The 228-nt window shown below is 55.7% G+C and carries 1 pseudogene; it reads right to left on the bottom strand.

Annotation, left to right across the window (positions count from 1 at the left end):
• Positions 1-12 precede the first annotated feature (12 nt).
• Positions 13-228, bottom strand: a pseudogene (locus tag SB756_RS36520) (flavodoxin family protein); the annotation flags it as partial.

Below are 228 nucleotides of genomic sequence, written 5' to 3' on the forward strand. Positions count from 1 at the left end.
CGGGGTGTTTTTTCAACGGGCATGTTTTTCCTGATGGGCGAACAGACGCTGGCCCAGTTGATGCGCCAGCTGATAGTGTGACTCAGGATAACCTTCATCGCCGCTAAGCAACAGTTCACTGGTCACCACCGGCGCACCGCAATAGTCAAAGATGCCGTGATCAATCTGATTCCGCATGCTGGCGAAATAGCCGCGCCGCAGAAAGGTTCGGGTGTCAGCCGCGCCAAT

Source organism: Pseudomonas sp. SIMBA_068 (genome assembly GCF_046534705.1).
Classification (GTDB): domain Bacteria; phylum Pseudomonadota; class Gammaproteobacteria; order Pseudomonadales; family Pseudomonadaceae; genus Aquipseudomonas; species Aquipseudomonas putida.